General features: G+C 44.5%; 17 protein-coding genes. 2 read left to right on the top strand and 15 right to left on the bottom strand.

Annotation, left to right across the window (positions count from 1 at the left end):
• Positions 1 to 392 precede the first annotated feature (392 nt).
• Both NST13_RS14620 and NST13_RS14615 read left to right on the top strand, forming a co-directional pair.
• Positions 393 to 953, top strand: a complete 561-nt coding sequence (locus tag NST13_RS14620) for a hypothetical protein (protein ID WP_342470320.1) — start codon at positions 393 to 395, stop codon at positions 951 to 953.
• Entirely contained in the window at positions 950 to 2,446 is a 1,497-nt protein-coding gene (locus NST13_RS14615; protein WP_342580911.1) for an IPT/TIG domain-containing protein, read from the top strand. The genes NST13_RS14620 and NST13_RS14615 overlap by 4 nt, the downstream gene beginning before the upstream one ends.
• 423 nt (positions 2,447 to 2,869) lie before the next feature.
• Here NST13_RS14615 and NST13_RS14610 read toward each other — a convergent pair whose 3' ends face one another.
• The 15 genes from NST13_RS14610 to fsa form a co-directional block, all read right to left on the bottom strand.
• On the bottom strand, positions 2,870 to 3,214 hold the full coding sequence (locus NST13_RS14610) for a cytochrome c (protein WP_342470322.1): 345 nt from the start codon (positions 3,212 to 3,214) through the stop codon (positions 2,870 to 2,872).
• Positions 3,215 to 3,263: 49 nt separating this feature from the next.
• Positions 3,264 to 4,553: a methyl-accepting chemotaxis protein gene (locus tag NST13_RS14605; RefSeq protein WP_342580910.1), complete on the bottom strand. Its 1,290-nt coding sequence runs from the start codon at positions 4,551 to 4,553 to the stop codon at positions 3,264 to 3,266.
• Positions 4,537 to 5,001 (bottom strand): low molecular weight protein arginine phosphatase, encoded by a 465-nt coding sequence (locus tag NST13_RS14600; RefSeq protein WP_342470324.1) that lies wholly within the window; start codon positions 4,999 to 5,001, stop codon positions 4,537 to 4,539. Before NST13_RS14600 ends, NST13_RS14605 begins: the two co-directional genes overlap by 17 nt.
• Positions 5,002 to 5,023: 22 nt before the next feature.
• The gene (locus tag NST13_RS14595; protein ID WP_342470325.1) at positions 5,024 to 5,521 is read right to left on the bottom strand and encodes a manganese efflux pump; all 498 of its coding nucleotides are present in this window, start codon (positions 5,519 to 5,521) and stop codon (positions 5,024 to 5,026) included.
• Positions 5,522 to 5,632: 111 nt separating this feature from the next.
• The gene (locus NST13_RS14590) at positions 5,633 to 6,676 is read right to left on the bottom strand and encodes an L-threonylcarbamoyladenylate synthase (protein WP_342580909.1); all 1,044 of its coding nucleotides are present in this window, start codon (positions 6,674 to 6,676) and stop codon (positions 5,633 to 5,635) included.
• A gap of 181 nt (positions 6,677 to 6,857) precedes the next feature.
• Positions 6,858 to 7,454: a stage II sporulation protein R gene (locus NST13_RS14585; protein ID WP_342580908.1), complete on the bottom strand. Its 597-nt coding sequence runs from the start codon at positions 7,452 to 7,454 to the stop codon at positions 6,858 to 6,860.
• Positions 7,455 to 7,499: 45 nt separating this feature from the next.
• Positions 7,500 to 8,363 (bottom strand): peptide chain release factor N(5)-glutamine methyltransferase, encoded by an 864-nt coding sequence (prmC, locus tag NST13_RS14580; RefSeq protein ID WP_342580907.1) that lies wholly within the window; start codon positions 8,361 to 8,363, stop codon positions 7,500 to 7,502.
• Positions 8,350 to 9,426: a peptide chain release factor 1 gene (gene prfA / locus NST13_RS14575; protein ID WP_342470329.1), complete on the bottom strand. Its 1,077-nt coding sequence runs from the start codon at positions 9,424 to 9,426 to the stop codon at positions 8,350 to 8,352. The genes prmC and prfA overlap by 14 nt, the downstream gene beginning before the upstream one ends.
• A gap of 95 nt (positions 9,427 to 9,521) precedes the next feature.
• Complete coding sequence (locus tag NST13_RS14570; protein ID WP_342580906.1) at positions 9,522 to 9,731, bottom strand: hypothetical protein; 210 nt, start codon at positions 9,729 to 9,731, stop codon at positions 9,522 to 9,524.
• 104 nt (positions 9,732 to 9,835) lie between these two features.
• Positions 9,836 to 10,408, bottom strand: coding sequence for a thymidine kinase (locus tag NST13_RS14565; protein WP_342580905.1), 573 nt, complete (start codon positions 10,406 to 10,408; stop codon positions 9,836 to 9,838).
• 102 nt (positions 10,409 to 10,510) lie between these two features.
• Positions 10,511 to 10,711, bottom strand: coding sequence for a 50S ribosomal protein L31 (gene rpmE, locus NST13_RS14560; protein WP_208651628.1), 201 nt, complete (start codon positions 10,709 to 10,711; stop codon positions 10,511 to 10,513).
• Between the two features lie 189 nt (positions 10,712 to 10,900).
• Positions 10,901 to 12,178, bottom strand: coding sequence for a transcription termination factor Rho (gene rho / locus NST13_RS14555; protein ID WP_342470332.1), 1,278 nt, complete (start codon positions 12,176 to 12,178; stop codon positions 10,901 to 10,903).
• Positions 12,179 to 12,308: 130 nt separating this feature from the next.
• The gene (gene glpX, locus NST13_RS14550; RefSeq protein ID WP_342470333.1) at positions 12,309 to 13,274 is read right to left on the bottom strand and encodes a class II fructose-bisphosphatase; all 966 of its coding nucleotides are present in this window, start codon (positions 13,272 to 13,274) and stop codon (positions 12,309 to 12,311) included.
• 72 nt (positions 13,275 to 13,346) lie between these two features.
• The gene (locus tag NST13_RS14545; protein WP_342470334.1) at positions 13,347 to 14,627 is read right to left on the bottom strand and encodes a UDP-N-acetylglucosamine 1-carboxyvinyltransferase; all 1,281 of its coding nucleotides are present in this window, start codon (positions 14,625 to 14,627) and stop codon (positions 13,347 to 13,349) included.
• 182 nt (positions 14,628 to 14,809) lie between these two features.
• Positions 14,810 to 15,460: a fructose-6-phosphate aldolase gene (fsa, locus tag NST13_RS14540; RefSeq protein WP_342580904.1), complete on the bottom strand. Its 651-nt coding sequence runs from the start codon at positions 15,458 to 15,460 to the stop codon at positions 14,810 to 14,812.
• Positions 15,461 to 15,667 lie beyond the last annotated feature (207 nt).

Raw genomic sequence — 15,667 nt, 5'->3', positions numbered from 1 at the left:
TCCTCAAGCTTCTTGATAACAACAGTGTACCACTAATTATAAAAGATTAACACGGATTTTCACATCTTTTTGAACCGACTTTTTATTAAAATACGAATGTTTTTTCTAAATTTCATAAAAAACGTTCATTTTTCAATGGATGGATGAATATTTTTTTTGTTTTCAAACAGAATTATTCGGAATTTTTTCCGCCGGATAAAACTTATTCCCCACCAACGGATGAAACGTGGTGCGCCGTTCCTACCCTTTCTGTTTTAAGTCCTATTTTTAATCTATTAATCTTTTTTTTTCTGTTTCATTTAAGCTACTTAATGGTATATAATAAATGTAACTTCCAGTTTTTTATATTTTAATAGGAAGAAAGTTTAATGAACAAAGGAGGATGGAAAAGGATGAAGAAAAGAAATTTTTTGGCAGGGGTGTTGTTTGCGGCACTGCTTGTAACGGGGTGTAGCGAAGACGATTCTTCAAAAGAGCCGGAAAAAACTGAAACATCGGAACCGCCAATTGTCGTTTTAGGTGACACCATCAATTCCCACCTGCAAGCGGATGCCGTATGTGTAGTGGACAGCCGATTTGAACGGGGCCACACAATCGTGTTCCGCGCCAATGTGTTGGATCAAGCGACCAATAAAACCGTTGAAGATGCAAAGGTGAAAGTGGTTTTGGCCACTGGGGACGAGTATGAAATGAAGCTTGGGCCGCACGGGGAAGAAGGAACGTTGCTTTATACCGTGAGCTGGACAATTCCGGACGATTTCCCTACCGGAACATTGGATTATCAGATTGTGGCGGAAGTGGATGGCAAAGAGTATACTTACCAACCATTTGATGTTTCTTTATCGAAGTTGACAATTCTTGAAAAAGGCGAAGAAGCGAAATTAACGCAAGCCGCACAAGAAAAGGCGGCGGAAGAGTCGGCATCTTCTGAAGGCGAGGAAACTGCTTCATGATGAATCGCCTTCGACTCATGACCTTCCTACTTTTTGTCGCAATCATCATGGCAGGATGCACAGAAGCCGGACAAGAATCCGAAAAATCGGATGACAACAAGGCAAATGCCGCAGAAAATTCAGAAGAAGCAAAAGAAATGAATCTCATCGGAAATATTTCGCTGAGCAAAAGCAGCGGACGCATTGGCGATGAAGTGACTCTCACCGTCGACTCCTTAAAACCGGATAAACCGTTAAAAGCCGTTTGGGTCGACATGGTTGGCACTTTCCAAATTGAAGATAACTACTCTTTCATCGGATCGGCTTATGAACCGGTGGAAAAAGTGGTTGCGGAAGGCAAGGCGGATGCGGATGGAAAATGGGAAGGAACCTTTTCCATTCCGGATGGTTTCGGAGATGACCACGATATCCTGATCTATCAGGACGATGAAGTGGTCGCAAAAGCCAACTTCTTCGTCGAAACCGTATTCACCATGAGTCCGGCATCCGGCCCTCCCGGAACGGAAGTCACCATCAAGGGTGAAGGCTTGAGCTGGAAAATGTTCGGCAGTTTGTGGCACGTGAACTGGGATAATAAATATACCGGCATGATTACAGCGGTCACAACAAACGGCAAAGCGGAAGCCGTATTCCGGGCAGCCGGAAAGAAAGGCCTTCACAGCATCACGGTGGAAAGCGGCGCCAGCGGATTTCCATATTTAAGCCGGAGCAGTTCCGCCATCAACTATATCAGCACCCATTATTTCACATTCGAAATTACTTCCGATGAGCCGGTCACAACCGAATCTTATGTGGAAGAGGCGCCAAAAGCGGCGGAAGGCGGCATCAAGATGTCAGAACCGAAAAACAAAGAGGGTGTAACAGTCACACTCGATCGGTCTGAAGGCACTGTCGGTGAAAAGGTCGTTTTGACAGCTTCAGGACTTCCGAAAAACGAGAAAGTGGCATTTGACTGGCATACGATGGTCGGAACGCGCGTCACAGCGGAAGGATATGGCCCGGAAATATTCGATTTGGGCGAAGCAAAAACGGATGATAAAGGAAACTTGAAATATGAGTTTGCGGTACCGGATGATTTGGGCGGGCTGCCTCACTTGATCGATGTCAAAGTGGGCGATGAAGTGTACGGTCAAACGTATTTAAGAATTTTGCCATCGATTGCGTCCATCTCCCCATCATCAGGACCGGTTGGCACGGAATTCGTGATCACAATCAAAGGTTCCGGTTGGACGGAATTCGATAATGCCTTGGCCGTTTTATACAACAACAGTTACGTTGGATATATTTGCGGTTTCAACACCCAAGGGACGGTCACATTGAAGCTGGTGGCAACGGGCGAACCGGGCTACCAATTCATCGATATCTACCCTTCCATCTATAAAGGTCAGCAGATTCAACCGAACTATTATTTAAGGCCGATGTTGACGTACCGGGATGATCACCCTGGCACAGGCATTCCTGCCATCCGTGCAATGTTTAAAATTACTGAATAATACAAGGGCGATTGCACCAGGGATTCCAAAAACGACCCGCTGCTCAACTATCCCAACCCATCGCAGTACAGACCAGGCATTTGGTTTGTACTGCGATTTTTTTTGGCGCAATTTCTTCAGCCTCGTGAGGGTGAGCCTATTTTTTGGATAAAAGCGCACGGGAGAATAAAGGGCGCTTCTTGGCCGATCATCGCCCAAATCGCCGGAATCATCGCCTCTCCGGAAAGAATCATCGCCAACCTATCAAACATATTCGCCACAATCACCAAAATAATAGCCAATCGAAAAAATTATGCCTGCCGTAGAAGGGATCATCGCCCATACGAAAAAAATAATCACCAAACCCTCAAATCCTGCAATCCCCCCACTCCCATAAAAAACTCGAACGGCGAAAGATGCCGTTCGAGAGGAATGTATGTATCTTCATTTTAATGTCAATAAATACTCGGCCACTTCTTCTTCCATGCCGTTTGCAGTTCCAGGCGGCATGGTTTTCCGGCCTTTGATCAATAGTTCGATGATTTCTTCTTTGGATAGTGAGAGATTATGTAAATTTGGTCCAAGATCTCCTGTTAAATCGATACCATGACAGCCTGTGCAGCTGGATTTGACGACTTTCTCCCCTTCCGCCGCCAAAGCTTCATTCACCTTTTCTTCCTGGGTTTCTTTCTTTACTGCCGCTTCGTCGGTATCACCGCTGCATGCACCAAGCCCCATGATGAGCCCGACAGTGAATACGGATGTAATGACCCCTTTGAACTTTCTCATCCTTCATCCCCCTTAAAAACAGGAACCCTTTGATAAGTATTAGTATGTATTAGTTTGAACGATCGAATTGTTGAATGAATTTGTATAATTGCTCGGATTGTCGTTTCAATTCTTCTGAGAGTTTTTCCACTTGTTCCAAGCTTGCCGCTTGTTCATCCGTTGAACCTTTCACTTCCGTTGCGCCAGCCGATGTTTCTTCCGCAATCGCCGCAACTTCCTGGGACTGATGGGCAGTCGTTTCGATATTCACCATCTGCTTTTCAATCAACCGGGAAATTTGAATCACTGTATCTGCCATGCCGCGGACTTTGCTTGCCATTTGCTCGACAATCACTGTCGCTTCCGAAATTTTGGCGGATTCACTTTTCGCAAAAGTCACTTGTTCGTTCATTTGATTTACAACGATAACCACATTTTCTTGCATCGTTTTGATCAAGTCGGTGATTCCTTGCACCGCCTTCGCGCTTTCATCCGCCAGATTGCGCACTTCTTCAGCCACCACCGCAAAGCCTTTTCCATGTTCCCCTGCTCTTGCGGCTTCAATGGAGGCATTCAATGCGAGCAAGTTGGTCTGCGCGGCAATATCCCCGACCAGACTGATGATATTTCCGATTTGCTCGGCATTTTTCTCCAACTGATGAATGCTTTCAAGGGCTTGTTCGTTTCCGTATGTAATTTTTTGAATGCTCTCAATCAAATTGTTGAACGCGCTGGAGGTCACTTTCAAGTTTTCCAGCATTTGCAATGATTCTTCTTTTGAATTCAAAGCCTTCGCATTGACTTCCGTAGCCAGTTGGCGCACATCTTCAATCGCTTCAACAGTTTCTGTCACCGCAATGGCAGATGCTTCCGCCCCCGATGAAATTTGCCCAACCGTATCGGCAATGATCTCCGCTTTTCTTGTGGCTCTTGAAGTCTGCTCGGACAATTCAATGATTGTTTCATTCGTTTTTTGGAAGTTGATATCAATACTTTCCACCATTTGGCGCAAGTTTTGGAGCATCAATTGGAAAGCTTCCGCCACCGAACGGATTTCGTCATGGGTTTTTGGCATTTCCACATCTTGCCCAATCTTTCCTTCCGCCACCCTTGTTGCGGTTTTCTCCAGGTTTTCCAACGGTTTCGTCAACACAACGCTGAAGATTCCCGCCAGTATGCATGACCATGTGATCCCCAATAAGTATGTAATAATTTCAAAGAGCAATTCATTCGGAATGAATTGAGAGAAAAAATAAGGATGCAAAAAGCGAATAAAAACGAAGCTTGTGGAATATGTAATGACCGCCAAAATGCCGACAAACAGCACAAGCTTCTTGCGGATACTAAACATTTTCTTCATCCTGTTGATCACCTCCAGTGATTTTCTTGACTAATTCATCAATCAGTCTGTTCAATTCTTCATATGTGTTTTTATATGTGTTCAAATCGCCGCCATAGGGGTCAGATACATCTAAAGAACTATACGGTGTAACATATTCTTTAAGCGTATACGTTTTTCCTTTTGCTTTTTCATAAAATTGCATAATCATATCGCGATGGGCTGTGGTCATGGTCAAAATCAGATCCGCCCATTCGATATCCTCTTCATTGACTTGTCTTGTGGTATGCTGGAAATCGATATTTTCCTGCTCCAAAACGGTTTTTGAATGTTCCGACATTTTTCCCCCTTCCAACGCAAAAATTCCTGCTGACTTAACATTGATGCCTTCTATATTTTTGTGTTTCAAAATCGCTTCAGCCATTGGACTTCTGCATGTGTTTCCTGTGCAAACAAAATAAATGTTCATGGTACCCTCTCACTCTTTCTTATTACTGTTCCCATAATGTATATACACTTATTGTAATTAAAGATATGCCCGCAATCCATTTAAATGGTGTACTTTTTATTGAAATGCCGGCTTTTGCTGCATATAAAGCGATATATGATAGGATAAAAGTCCATATTCCTGCACTTGCTATAAAATAATATTTTTGTAAGTTAAGCATACCAAAAGAAATACTCACTGAAAAGGTGTCTAAACTGGCTGTAATCGCCAATAATCCAATGGGGATGGAGAAATGGGCATTCTTTGATGATAAAATAATTTGCAGCCCGATAAAAAATAAAAGAGCGCTCGATACAATATTCGACCATTGCATTAAAATTTGAAGCATCCAATTGCCTAATGTGAAACCGATGATTGGAAAAAGCATATGAAGGATGGCTGTCCACATGGAGAGCAAAAAGCGGCTTTTTACATCCGAAATCAATAAATAGAGTGCGACCACATCCAATGAGACGATAAGTCCAGAAAAAATTTCCTTCAAGTCATTTCCTCTTTTCTTTATGAAACTGTCAGGCACTCTATCATATGATTTTCGGCACAGGAATATTATGGAGGGGGATAAGCAACCATCATTTTAAATGCCGAACACTTATTATGTGCCCGGCACCTCCATATATTTCCCCCCTGCCGCTTTGTACAGCCGGTTCATGATGGCTGCGCCGACGCCTTCTGTTGAAGTGGTGGTCGCCAAAATGATGGTCGCATCGGTTTTATCGCATGCGCGGAGTGAATCATAAAGTTTGGCAGCCATTTGCTGTTGATCTTCCTCCTCGCCAAAAGGGAAAAAATAATCCGCGGAAGTTTTCGCACAATGGGACGGCGCGAGAAGGGCCACTTTATGCCCTTTTTTCTTCAGCTCCTCAATGGCTTGTTCAATTTTTTTGCAGTCGTTTTCTATCAAATAGACAGGCGCTTCCGGTGCATAATGGGTATATTTCATCCCAGGGGCTTTCGGTGCGGATTCCAGTTGCTGCTCTTTCGGAGTCGGTTCTATCACTTCCCCGATTTCCGCTTCCAGCATTTCCTTTGTGACACCGCCCGGACGCAAAATCACCGGGGGATTCACCGTCACATCCAATACGGTGGATTCAATGCCAATCCCCGTCGTACCGCCATCCAAAATTAAAGGAATACGGCCCTGCAAGTCTTCATATACGTGCTCAGCCTTTGTCGGACTTGGCTTTCCGCTGCGGTTGGCACTGGGAGCCGCCAGTGGTTTTTTCAAAGTTCTGAGGAGTCCGAGGGCCACTTCATGATCGGGCATGCGAATCCCGACCGTGGATAAACCCGCTGTCACGTTCTTTGCAAGCACGCCCGGTTTCGCTTTCAGTATGAGCGTCAACGGGCCTGGCCAAAAGCGTTCCATCAATTTCTTCGCCTTTTCCGGAATTTCTTCCACATACGCCGAAACTTCTTCAATCGTTCCAATATGTACAATAAGGGGATTATCGGAAGGACGTCCTTTCGCTTCAAAAATTTTCTTCACAGCCTCTTCATTGGTTGCCACCGCCCCAAGACCATATACCGTTTCAGTCGGAAAGGCAACCACTTCCCCCTGATTCAATAAATCCACAGCTTGTGAATAAATATTTTCTTTATCCACTTCTTTATCCACAATAAGTTGGACTGTTTCCATGTATGTCATCTCCTGAAAAAACTGAATTTCTGAAATTTTATCCACATTTTGTGGATAATTTTGTGTAAAATGTGTATAACTTTTCTGAAAATAGTGGAAAACTTGTCGAAATTTCTCGAATGGGTACCCATTGCTGTGAATAACCTTCCAGCGGTGATCATATTTCGCCTCGTCAATGCTTTTATGCAAACCATTTCTTCAGCCATTCCCAAACAAGGAACCGGACCTCTTTTTCCTCTTCTTTTTCCGCCTCTTCTTTTTCCTGGTCGCTCGGACGTTCGCACAAATTGGAGAAAATGCTGCACCAGAAGTTGTCCCCACGGCCTGCGCCAATCGTCAGCACCAGCGAATCATAATAGGCTTGTGGATAAAATGCATGTCCATCCCATTTGGGTGGTATTAAATGTTCGCCCCTGTTGATTTTCACATCCACCTCTGAATAATGTTGCCCAATATAAGTGGCCAACTTCGCGAAAGCTTCATCATTATCCAATTGATGCATTTCATTGTACTGGATTTCTGAGAAAATCGGCTCGAGGCTTGCGACCATTTCATTTTTCAACGCCTGATCCGCCTTTGTGTTGCTGTTGGCAATCACGCGGATTTTCAATGAATCATCTATCATATTTTCACGAGCTTCATAGAATTGATCCACCAAATCCGGAACCATTAATAGAAAACAATAGACCGCAAGACTTGACGCAATCAATTTTAATATGCTGATGATCGGATGAATTCGGTCATTATCTTTTCTGATAATCTCGTAATCATTTAACATTGTATTTTCCCTCCCTGCCATCATCATGGACAGGGAGGAAGATTTTTATACTTCGATTATACAAAAAACAAATCTATTTTTTCCGTTAATATCTTTGACAATTTCGATTTCGGCTTGTGGAAAACTTGCTTGGAAGAGTTTTGCCACCGCTTCCCCTTGCTGGTATCCGATTTCAACACCAATCAAGGCCGGTTGATTTAATAGATTGGGCAAAGATTCCGCCAATCTTCTGTAACATTGCAACCCGTCTTCTTCCGCAAAGAGGGCGAGATGGGGTTCATGTTCCAACACCACATCCGACATTTCTTCCCGTTCATGATAGGCGATGTATGGAGGATTGGATAAAATGACATCCCATTTTTCTCCTGCGATCGGCTCCGTCAAATCACCGAGGCGGAAATCGATATCCGCCTGCAAATGTGCCGCGTTCCGTTTGGCCGTTTCAAGGGCCGCCTCCGAAATATCCGTTGCCGTGACTTTGGCATGGGGCCATTCCAGTTTCATCGTAATCGCGATGATGCCGCTGCCTGTGCCGATGTCCGCAAGTTTCAGCTCCACGTTTTCCCCGAACAGTTTTTTCATCCTAGTGATGGCGCCAACGATCAATTCTTCCGTTTCCGGCCGCGGAATGAGGACGGATTCATCCACATGAAAAGTTCTTCCATAAAATTCTTCCGTTCCGGTGATATATTGAACGGGTTTTCCTTTTGCGTGCTGTTCCACCATTTCCCGAAATTCATTCCATTTTTGCTCCGGCATTTCTTCATGAATGCGCATGGTGATGCCTGTGTAGTCCGTTCCGTAAAGGTGCTGCATCAAAATTCTTCCCGCATTGGCGTCACGGCCATGTTCCGTTAAAAAAGAAGAAGCCCAATGGAGGGCCTCAAAGACAGTATTATGCTTCTTCATTTAATCTCGCCAATTTGGAAGCTTGATCTTCCATGATGAGCGCGTCAATGATTTCATCAAGCTTCCCTTCCATGATTTGGTCCAGTTTTTGAATCGTTAAGCCGATTCGATGGTCAGTGACGCGGTTTTGCGGATAGTTGTAAGTGCGGATGCGCTCGGAACGGTCCCCTGTACCAACGGCGGATTTTCTTGCTGCATCCAATTCTTTTTGTTTTTCCCGGTTGTAGAAGTCCGCCACACGGGCACGAAGGACTCTCATGGCTTTTTCGCGGTTTTTGATTTGGGAGCGTTCATCCTGCATGGATACGACAATCCCTGTTGGAATGTGGGTCATGCGGACAGCCGACATCGTTGTATTGACGTGTTGCCCACCTGCTCCGGATGCGGCGAATGTATCAACGCGGATATCTTTTTCATTGATCTCGATTTCCACATCTTCCACTTCCGGCAGAACGGCCACCGTCGCAGTGGATGTGTGGATGCGCCCTTGGGATTCCGTTTGCGGCACCCGTTGCACGCGGTGGGCACCGTTTTCGAATTTGAATTTGGAATAGGCGCCATTTCCGTTGATCATGAAGATGATTTCTTTATATCCACCGCTTGAGCTTGGGGAAGCTTCCAACACTTCCACTTTCCAGCCTTGGGATTCGGCATAACGCGTGTACATGCGGAAAAGATCTCCGGCGAAGATGTTTGCTTCATCCCCTCCCGCAGCTCCGCGAATTTCCATGATGACGTTTTTGTCATCGTTCGGGTCTTTCGGAAGAAGAAGGATTTTTAATCGTTGTTCCAGCTCTTGGATTTTATTTTTCAATGTATTGAATTCTTCTTTGACCAGTTCATGCATTTCCGGATCGAGCTTTTCTTCCAGCATTTGTTTGGCATCTTCAAGCTCTTCTTTAGTTTTTTTGTATTCCCGATAGACTTCCACTGTTTCCTGGATATCCGCCTGTTCTTTTGAATATTGGCGGAGCTTTTTTGCATCGTTTACGACCTCGGGATCGCTGAGCAATTCGTTTAAACGTTCGTAGCGATCTTCTACTGCTTGCAGTTTATCAAACATGTAGTTCACCTCGTTTGTAGTTCGATTAATATGAAAAGGCCTTCGCTTCGTAATTTCTTTGACTTTATTAGTATAAAGAAAATGCATAGGTTGTGCTACTGGTTGATTAAGTTTCGGCTTGGGCCAAAGTTGCCTCTGTATTGGGCGGATACATTCTCATTTAGTGCGGATATAGCCACATTTAGTTCGTTTGGTTCTACTTTTGGTGCGGATGCGGCCTCATTTGGTGCGTTTGTTTCCTCGTTTCGTGCGGATGCCGCCTCATTTGGTGCGTTTGTTTCCCCGTTTCGTGCGGATGCCGCCATATTTAGTGTGTTTACTTACCCGTTTGGTGCGGATATGGCCTCATTTAGTGTGTTTACTTCCTCATTTGGTGTAGATCCCGCCTCATTTTATAATCTTCAAGCACTCACAACGGCGGATTCGCATGACATTTACGGCAAACGGGATAATATGTATCGTTTCCGCCAATTTGGATTTGTTCGCCGGTATAAACCGGTTTGCCATTTTCATCAATCCGCAAGTTCATCGTCGCTTTTTTATGGCAGAACCAGCAGATCGTTTTCATTTCCTCGATTTTATCCGAATAAAGGAGCATGTATTTGCTGCCTTCAAACAATTCGTTGCGAAAGTCGTTTTTTAATCCGAAGCCCATTACCGGGATGTCCAATACGTCCACAATTTTTGTCAATTGGAGCACATGATGTTTCTTCAAAAATTGCACTTCATCCACAAGGACACAATACAATTTTTCAGGATAATTTTTCACGATTTCAAACATGTCGGTATCATCAAAAACGGGGATGGCTTTTCGTCGCATGCCGATGCGGCTTGACACGTATCCAACTTCATCCCGATTGTCGATGCCGGAAGTGAACATTAGCACCGGCTTGTCCTGTTCTTCATAATTATGTGCAACTTTCAAAATTTCAAAGGATTTTCCGCTGTTCATTGCCCCGTATTTAAAAAATAATTGAGCCATCGTTCTCCCTCTTTTTTATCCCAGATGTTTTGAAGATAATGGAAATCTCTATTTGACTTAAAAAAATGCCTGCCAGATTTTTTGGCAGGCATTTTAAACTTCTTATTTGAGACCGTATTTTTTGTTGAAACGATCCACACGACCAGCAGCAGTCGCGAATTTTTGACGTCCAGTGTAGAATGGGTGACATTCGTTGCAAACCTCAACGCGAATGTCTTTTTTCACTGAACCAGTTTGGAATGTGTTACCGCAAGAGCATGTAACTGTTGCAGTGTGGTATTCTGGATGAATTCCTTGTTTCATATTCGTTTACCTCCCGCCCTGAACCATTTTTTCTGGAACAGAGTTATTTAATCGTACTGTGCCTTACATAACCCGAATATGCCAGTTACATATGCACACGTCACATACTGAATCATCATAACATACAATTTTTAAACATTCAAGTTAAAGTATAATGCAAATCAAATCATAAATCAAATCATTGAACCGTTAAAGCAACCCTTTGCCTTTCACTTTTTTCATTTCTTCATTTAAAATCTCGAAAAATTCTTCGTTGGATTCCGTTGAGCGGAGTTTTTTCAAGAAACGTTCCGTAAAGTCCGGCGCGTCGGTGAAAGTTTTCCGGATCGCCCAAAGCTTATCCAATTGTTCTTGCGGAATGAGCAGTTCTTCTTTGCGCGTGCCGGATCGGCGAATATCCAATGCCGGGAAGATGCGGCGTTCTGCCAGGTTGCGGTCCAAATGCAATTCCATATTCCCCGTCCCTTTGAACTCTTCATAAATGACCTCATCCATTCGGGAACCGGTATCGATTAGCGCTGTGGCCAAAATCGTCAAACTGCCGCCCTCTTCAATGTTACGGGCGGAACCGAAGAACCGTTTTGGACGGTGGAACGCTGCCGGGTCAATCCCGCCGGATAACGTTCTTCCGCTTGGCGGAATCACCAGGTTATAAGCCCGGGCAAGTCTTGTAATGGAGTCCATCAAAATGATGACATCCCGTTTATGCTCCACAAGGCGGCGGGCACGTTCCAATACCAATTCGGCCACCTTCACGTGATTTTCCGGCACTTCATCGAATGTCGAACTTACCACATCCGCTTTCACGGAACGTTCAATGTCCGTCACTTCTTCCGGACGTTCGTCAATCAACAGCACAATGAGTTCCGCCTGCGGATGGTTGGTTGTGATGGCGTTGGCAATTTCTTTTAATAACGTCGTTTTACCCGCTTTTGGCGGCGCCACAATTAAACCGCGTTGTCCAAATCCAATCGGTGCCACCAAATCTATGATTCTTGTCGATAACTTATCAGGTGTCGTCTCAAGCTTGATTTGTCGATTCGGATAGAGTGGAGTTAAAGCTGGGAAGTGAACGCGTTCTTTTGCGATTTCCGGATCTTCTCCGTTGACTGCGTCGACTTGAAGCAATCCGTAATATCGTTCATTTTCTTTAGGCGGGCGTACTTTACCGGAAACTTTATCACCATTTCGAAGGTCAAAACGGCGAATTTGTGAAGCAGAGATGTAAATGTCTTCTTTGGAAGGCGAATAGTTGATCGGTCGAAGGAATCCGAATCCTTCCGAATTGACGATTTCCAGTATCCCTTCCATAAAGAAGTACCCTTCCAATTCTGAACGGGATTTCAGTATGGCAAAGATCAATTCTTTCTTTGTTAATTTACTGTAATAGGAAATCTTATACTCTCGTGCGAGATTATATAACTCCTTCAGTGTCATGTTTTCTAATTGAGCAATCGTGAGAGACATAGCATTACTCCAGTCTTTTTATTATTTTGTCTATACGTTTTGGAAAATGATTGGTTGGAATGATTTGAAGGGTGAAAGAGATGCCTGACATATATTTAATATACTATCAGACATCTCCGGATGAGAAGCATTATTCTTTTACGTAATTCGGTTTTTTAATCATATTGTGGCGGCCTTCAATGAAGCGGACTGTGCCGGTTTTGGCACGCATGACAAGAGAGTTTGTCAGGCAGTATTCTCCTTTGTATTGAACACCTTTTAACAACTCGCTGTCCGTTACTGCTGTTGCAGCAAAAATCGCATCGTCCCCTTTGACGAGGTCATCTAAATACAATACTTTCGAAACATCGAGACCCATGCTGATGCAGCGTTTCAATTCTTCGTCGTTTTGAGGGACAAGTCTTCCTTGGAAATCTCCACCCAAACATTTCAATGCGGCAGCGGCAAGGACGCCTTCCGGAGCTCCACCGGTACCGAACATGATGTCGATTCCCGTTTCATCGAATGCTGTGCTGATGGCGGCACTCACATCTCCATCCTGGATGAATTTGATGCGGGCCCCGGCAGCACGAATTTCGTCAATGATATGTTGGTGGCGTGGCCGGTCAAGGATGATGGCCACAACGTCCGAAACGGATTTATTTTTTGCTTCCGCCACCGCTTTCAAATTTTCAGTGACGGAGGCGTTGATATCAATTTTCCCTTTGCTTTCAGGACCAACCGCAATTTTTTCCATGTACATATCCGGTGCATGCAATAAATTTCCGCGGTCTGCGATGGCAACTACCGTAATGGCCCCATTGCCGCCTTTTGCGACAATGTTTGTTCCTTCCAGCGGGTCGACGGCGATATCCACTTCAGGACCGCCGTTGCGAAGGCCCAGTTCCTCGCCAATATACAACATTGGCGCCTCATCCATTTCACCTTCGCCGATTACCACTCTACCGTGCATTGGGATTGTATCAAATAAAGCTCTCATGGCTGAAGTCGCTGCTTGGTCGGCTTCGTTTTTCAAACCGCGTCCCATCCATTTGGCGGATGCAATTGCCGCTGCTTCTGTGACGCGTACGATTTCCATTGTTAAACTACGTTCCATTATAACTGGTTCCTCCTACTACAATAACCGTGACTTTCGTTTCCAAATGCTATTGTATCATATAATTCGATTTTACTCAGCTCTTTCCACCGTACTTACGGTGATCGATTCTTTGCGTATATCCGCTCCGAGACTGCGCAATTTTTCTACAAAGTGGCTGTAGCCTCTTTCAATATGATAAATATCGTGAATTTCCGTTTCCCCTTCAGCCAAAAGACCTGCCAGCACCAATGCGGCACCTGCCCGAAGATCGGTTGCCGTCACTTTGGAGCCATGCAATTTTGTAGGCCCTTGAATGATGGCCGTATTGCCTTCCACTCTTGCATTGGCATTCATGCGTCTTAATTCGTCAATATGTTTAAAGCGAGATGTATAGATGGTTTCCGTAATTTTTGAGGCACCAATGGCTTGTGTCATCAATACGGAGAGGGGTTGTTGAACATCAGTGGGGAACCCTGGATAAACAAGGGTTTTCACGTCAACCGCTTGCAAAAGGTCCGTTTTCGGAATGAAGATGCTCTCTTCGCCTTCTTCCACTTTGACGCCCATTTCACGCAATTTTGCAGTGACAGCTTCCAAATGGAGCGGGATGATGTTGTCAATCGTCACGCCATCTCCCAAAGCCGCTGCGTAAATCATAAAAGTGGCCGCTTCGATTCGGTCCGGGATGATCACATGATTCGTTCCATGAAGTTCGTCGACCCCTTCGATCCGGATGACGCTTGTTCCGGCCCCTTTAATGTTCGCCCCCATGTTTGTAAGCAGTGTGGCAACGTCGATGATTTCCGGTTCTTTCGCGGCGTTTTCGATGATGGTTCTCCCTTTGGCGCGAACAGCCGCAAGCATAATGTTGATTGTTGCCCCCACGCTTGCAACATCCAGATAGATTTTGGCACCGGTCAATTCTTCCGCTCTCAAATAAATAGCGCCGTGCTCATTGGTCACTTTCGCCCCTAAAGCTTCAAAGCCTTTGATATGCTGGTCGATTGGGCGCGGTCCCAGGAAACATCCGCCCGGAAGTCCAATGACCGCCCTTTTGAACCGTCCAAGCATTGCACCCATGAGGTAATAGGAGGCACGAAGTTTTTTCACATTGCCGTTTGGTAATGGAATCGGCGTCATATTTGTGGGATCGATCGTCATTTGTCCATTTTGGAAAACGACTTCTCCGCCTATTTCCTCCAGTAATGCTTTCAACGTAAAAGCGTCCGAAATTTCGGGGATCCCGCCGATCGTCACCGGCGAGTTGGCAAGGATGGATGCGGGTATTAACGCAACGGCACTATTTTTAGCTCCACTGACTTTAACTGTTCCTTTTAATCGATTTCCGCCAATAATTTTATAAACATCCATACGCGTTCTCCCTCGTGATTGGAAAGTTTCCTTTATTATGGTCTTTTTTCCACTTAAATACGCATTAGAAAAACAAATTCATTAACTATAGTTTATTTCTGTCCCGCAAAAGTTGATAGCAATTTCATCTTATCTTTATTCTTTTCTGTTCTTTCGGGAAACTAAACAAGGTACCTGTATTTTTATTGTTGATTGCGTTTTTCCCAGTCGGCCAAAAATGTTTCGATTCCTTTGTCTGTCAATGGGTGGTTGAACATTTGCTTGAGCACTTTAAACGGAACTGTGGCAATGTCCGCACCCGCCAATGCGACATCGATGACATGCTGCGGATGACGGATGGATGCCGCAATGATTTCAGTTTCAATTTGATGGATGTCAAAGATTTCCGCAATTTGCGCAATCAATTCCACACCGTTTTGTCCGATGTCATCCAACCTTCCAACGAAAGGAGAAACGTACGTAGCGCCTGCACGGGCTGCCAAAAGCGCCTGGTTTGCGCTGAAAATTAATGTGACATTGGTTTTGATCCCTTTTTCAGAGAAATATTTGCAAGCTTTTAATCCTTCCGGCGTCATTGGCAGTTTGATTGTGATATTTGGTGCGATTTTTTCCAATTCAAGCCCTTCCTTGATCATTCCTTCCGCATCCAATGAAATGACTTCTCCGCTGACGGATCCATCGACAAGTTCCGCAATTTCGCGAAGACGATCATGGAAGGAAATCCCTTCTTCTTTTGCCACCAATGAAGGATTCGTCGTCACGCCTGAAAGAATCCCCCATGAGTATGCTTCTTTGATTTCATCGAAGTTCGCTGTATCGATAAAAAATTTCATATTAGCACTCCCCTGTTTCATTAAAAATGAAGAGAAGGTCGCCATCCGACACTTCTCCTTGTACCGTTTTCGAAGTGAACTTTTTTATTGTTAAAGTCTATACTAGACACTTCTTGGTAAAAAATAAACAATCATTTCGAACTATTTTTATGCCATCATTCGAAATCTTTTTTGCTGTCGTGGTACTGTTAAAAGGAAGCATATTAT

The organism is Ureibacillus sp. FSL W7-1570, assembly GCF_038593265.1.
In the GTDB taxonomy this organism is placed as follows: Bacteria; Bacillota; Bacilli; order Bacillales_A; family Planococcaceae; genus Ureibacillus; species Ureibacillus suwonensis.
Note: the sequence above shows the minus strand (reverse complement) of the source record. Positions and strands in the feature narration are given on the sequence as shown.